The sequence below is a fragment of the Pseudomonas sp. 18.1.10 genome (assembly GCF_024655625.1).
In the GTDB taxonomy this organism is placed as follows: Bacteria; Pseudomonadota; Gammaproteobacteria; order Pseudomonadales; family Pseudomonadaceae; genus Aquipseudomonas.
In genome coordinates, this window is record NZ_JANLGL010000342.1 from 1 (window position 1) to 4,104 (window position 4,104).

Sequence of the window (4,104 nt, forward strand, 5' to 3'; positions counted from 1 at the left end):
GCGGTGTGTCAGTCAACAGATTCATTGGCTGATCCACTGCATTCGCGAGCAAGCCCGCTCCCACATTTTGATCTCTGTATGGCTTGAGAGCGTTACAGGATCCGCACGCGCAACGAACGGCCCTTGATCTTGCCGTCATTCAAACGCTGCAACGCCTGCTTGGCGATGCCACGCTCAACCGCCACAAACGCCTGGAAGTCAAAAATCGCAATCTTGCCCACTTGCGCCCCCGGAATCCCGGCTTCACCGGTCAATGCACCGAGGATGTCACCCGGACGCACCTTGTCTTTACGCCCGGCAGCAATGCACAGGGTGCTCATCACCGGCAGCAACGGACCACCGCTTTGCGGCTTGAGGTTGTCCAGTTGGTCCCAGTTCAGCGGCGACTTCTGCAGTTGCTCAATGGCCTGGGCGCGGTGGGCTTCGGACGGGGCAACCAGGCTGATGGCGATGCCGGTCTCACCGGCACGGCCGGTACGGCCGACGCGGTGGATGTGGATTTCCGAGTCACGGGCCAGTTCGACGTTGATCACCATGTCCAGCGCGTCAATGTCCAGGCCACGGGCGGCTACGTCCGTGGCAACCAGCACCGAGGTGCTGCGGTTGGCGAACATCGCCAGGACCTGGTCACGGTCGCGCTGTTCCAGGTCGCCATGCAGGCCCACGGCGGAAATGCCCTTGGCCGTCAGGTGATCCACGGTTTCCTGCACTTGCTGCTTGGTAAAGCAGAACGCCACGCACGACGCCGGGCGGAAGTGCGCCAGGACTTTAGTCACGGCGTCCATGCGCTCTTCCGGCGAGATCTCGTAGAAACGCTGTTCGATCTGGTCGTCGGAGTGGAACGCCTCGGCCTTCACTTGCTGCGGCGCGCGCATGAACTTGGAGGCCAGCTGCTTGATGCTCACCGGGTAGGTGGCCGAGAACAGCAGGGTCTGGCGGCGTGGCGGGGTCTTGCTGATGATGTCTTCGATGGCGTCGTAGAAGCCCATGTCGAGCATGCGGTCGGCTTCGTCGAGGATCAGCGTGTTCAAGCCGTCCAGTACCAGCGAGCCTTTGCGCAGATGCTGCTGGATGCGGCCCGGCGTGCCGACGATAACGTGGGCGCCGTGTTCCAGCGAGGCGATCTGCGGGCCGAGGGACACGCCGCCGCACAGGGTCAGGACCTTGATGTTGTCTTCGGCACGGGCCAGGCGGCGGATTTCCTTGGCGACCTGGTCGGCCAGCTCACGGGTCGGGCACATCACCAGGGCCTGGCAGCCGAAGTAGCGTGGGTTGATCGGGTTCAACAGGCCGATGCCGAAGGCGGCGGTCTTGCCGCTGCCGGTCTTGGCCTGGGCGATCAGGTCCAGCCCCTTGAGGATCACCGGCAAGCTTTGCGCCTGGATCTGCGTCATCTCGACATAACCCAGCGAGTCGAGGTTAGCCAACATGGCGGCGGACAGCGGCAAAGTATTAAAAGCGGTGGCGATGGTGGTCACGGGGCTGGCTCTGCAAAAACAAAATGTCGCGCAGTGTACCAGCCCTGTGGGATTTTCCCCGCAAGTTCTAGACGAGAAGCCGCTTAATGCTCGATGTGCTGCTCCGGGCTGGCCTGCCGTTTGCCGTCTTTTGGCGACAATTGCAGGAAGATCGCCGCCGCCAGCATCGCCATGATGCCCACAGTAAGGAAGGTTAGCTGGAAGGCGCCGAGTACGCTTTCCACGCCGTCGTTCCCCGTTTCAGCGGTGAACCCGCCGAGCAACGCACCGGCACACGCCACGCCGAGGCTCAGGGACAATTGCGCCACCACCGACAGCAGACTGTTGCCGCTGCTGGCCTGGGCGTCGTCGAGGTCGATCAGGGTCACGGTGTTCATCGCGGTGAATTGCAGCGAGTTGATCGCCCCCAGCACCGCCAACATGCCCAGCAGCAGCGGGTAGGGCGTGTGTTCCGTGACCAGGCCCATGCTCGCCAGCATGATGCCCAGCGCCAGGGTGTTGCCGGTCAGCACGATGCGATAGCCCAAACGCTCGATCAACGGCCGCGCAATGGACTTGGCAAACATTGCCGCCGCCGCCAGCGGCAGCATGCTCATCCCCGCTTCCGACGGTGAGTAACCCAGCGCCACCTGCAACAGCAGCGGCACCAGGAACGGCAACGCGCCGCTGCCCAGTCGTGCGAACAGGTTGCCAAGGATGCCCACGGCAAAGGTGCGGGTCTTGAACAGCACCGGCGAAAACAGCGGGTTATCGATATGCCCGGCGCGCAGCCAGTACGCCGCCAGGCACGCCAGCCCGCCGAACAGCAGCAACATCACCCGCAGGTGCGGCAGGTGCAGTTCCCCCAGGCCTTCCATGGCGATGGTTATCAGCACCATCGCCGCGCCAAACAGCAGGAAGCCGATCCCGTCGAATCGCGTGCGCTCGCTGCCGCGCAGATCGGGGATGAATTTCCACACGGCGTAGCAGCCGATCATGCCCACCGGCAGGTTGATCAAAAAGATCCAGTGCCACGTCAGGTATTGCACCATCCAACCGCCCATGGTCGGGCCGAGCAAGGGGCCGAGCAGGCCGGGGATGGTGATGAAGCCCATGATCCGCACCAGCTCGGAACGCGGGTAAGCACGCAGTACCACCAGCCGCCCGACCGGCAGCATCAGCGCACCGCCCAAGCCCTGGATCACCCGCGCGCCGATCAGCATGCTCAGGCTGCTGGACAAAGCGCAGAGCAGCGAACCAATGCTGAACAGCATGATCGCGCCAAAGAAGATTTTCTTGGTGCCGAAGCGGTCGGCGATCCAGCCCGACGCAGGGATCAGCAAGGCCACGGTGAGCATGTAGGCAATCACCACGCCTTGCATGCGCAGGGGGTTTTCCGCGAGGTCGCGGGCCATGGCCGGTAACGCGGTGTTCAGAATCGTCCCGTCCAGCGACTGCATGAAGAAGGCAATCGCCACCACCCAGGGGAGCCAGCGGGCGGTCGTGGCATCGAGCGGGACGCGATTCGGCATAGAAAACCCTTTTTGTTAGCAGGCTATGTGTCGGCGATTATGCGCCATCCGTCGCGCGTTTTCCCACCAGGAAATCCAGCAGTTCGCGGTGCACCGCCGTGGCGGCTTCGCTGGATTCGAGGTCGAGCAAGTGGCCAGTATGCTCGGCCACGGCAAAGCTGCTGCGGCCCACATACTCCTTGAACAACTGGGCTTCGGCGGCCGGCGTGTATTCGTCCAGCGTGCCGTTGAGAAAGTGCACCGGTGTTTCAATCTGCTTGAGCGCGGGCAGGTAATTGCCATCGCCCAAGGCCAGCACCTGATGGATATGAAAGCGCGCCTGGCGGTATTCGGTGGTGGCCATGGTCGACAGGTGCCGATGGTTGTTGCGCTTGAGCCGGGGCGAGAGGTATTTGCCCACCGTCTCGTTGAGCAAATCGCCAACCGCCGACTTGTCATCCGCCTCGATCAGCACCCGCACGCGCTCCACGTAATCGAGCATGGCCTGGTTGAGGTTGGGCGCCAGGGCCATCACCACCGAGCTTTGGATCGACGGCGGGTTGTGGGCCAGGGTCAGCAGCGTGGAGATGCCGCCCCACGAGGCCGACACCAGGTGGTTGACCTCGAAGCGTTCCACCAGGGCACGCAGCATCTGCACTTCGTCGTCCTTGGTCACCAGGTCGAGGTCGGCGTTGTGCTCGCGGGAATAGCCGGAGAAGGGCAAATCGAAGAGCAGCACATTGAAATGCTCGGCCAGGCACTTGCTGGTGCGGGCGAATGAGCGGGTGGTGGACAGCGCGCCATTGACCATCAGCACGGTGTTTTTTTGCGGATCGTTGCCGAGTTGCTCGACGTGAACGTTGTAGTGCTTGAACAGCTTGTTGATGACGAAACTTCCGTGGTCCATGTCAACGCTCACTTCCTGTGGGTGGCGGTATGCCACTAACCGTTATAGCGAGGTTTTTTGCGGGGGACAACAGAGCACGGGGGAACAGGTGCGAGATGGGAATTCACGGTAGGAAGGTGTGAAGCCGGATATCAGAAATCACCACAAACCAATGTGGGAGTGGGCTTGTGTGGGAGCGGGCTTGCTCGCGAATACGGTGTGTCAGTCAACTCATTCAGTGACTGACACA

General features: G+C 62.2%; 3 protein-coding genes. All 3 read right to left on the reverse strand.

Translation table 11 applies throughout. From position 1 onward, the window contains the following. Nucleotides 1–92: 92 nt before the first annotated feature. Nucleotides 93–1,430, reverse strand: a complete 1,338-nt coding sequence (gene dbpA, locus NUV89_RS28220) for an ATP-dependent RNA helicase DbpA (RefSeq protein WP_235865629.1) — start codon at nt 1,428–1,430, stop codon at nt 93–95. A 131-nt stretch (nt 1,431–1,561) separates the two neighbouring features. Then, entirely contained in the window at nt 1,562–2,989 is a 1,428-nt protein-coding gene (mdtD, locus tag NUV89_RS28225) for a multidrug transporter subunit MdtD (protein WP_257783899.1), read from the reverse strand. Between the two features lie 37 nt (nt 2,990–3,026). Next, nucleotides 3,027–3,875 carry an alpha/beta fold hydrolase gene (locus tag NUV89_RS28230; protein WP_257783900.1) on the reverse strand — a complete coding sequence of 283 codons (849 nt, stop codon included), beginning with the start codon at nt 3,873–3,875 and terminating at the stop codon, nt 3,027–3,029. Nucleotides 3,876–4,104: the final 229 nt, after the last annotated feature.

Coding starts and splice junctions, on each gene's coding strand:
- NUV89_RS28230 (WP_257783900.1), bottom strand. CDS start 3,875: ATGGACCACGGAAGTTTCGTCATCAACAAGCTGTTCAAGCACTACAAC.
- mdtD (WP_257783899.1), bottom strand. CDS start 2,989: ATGCCGAATCGCGTCCCGCTCGATGCCACGACCGCCCGCTGGCTCCCC.
- dbpA (WP_235865629.1), bottom strand. CDS start 1,430: ATGTTGGCTAACCTCGACTCGCTGGGTTATGTCGAGATGACGCAGATC.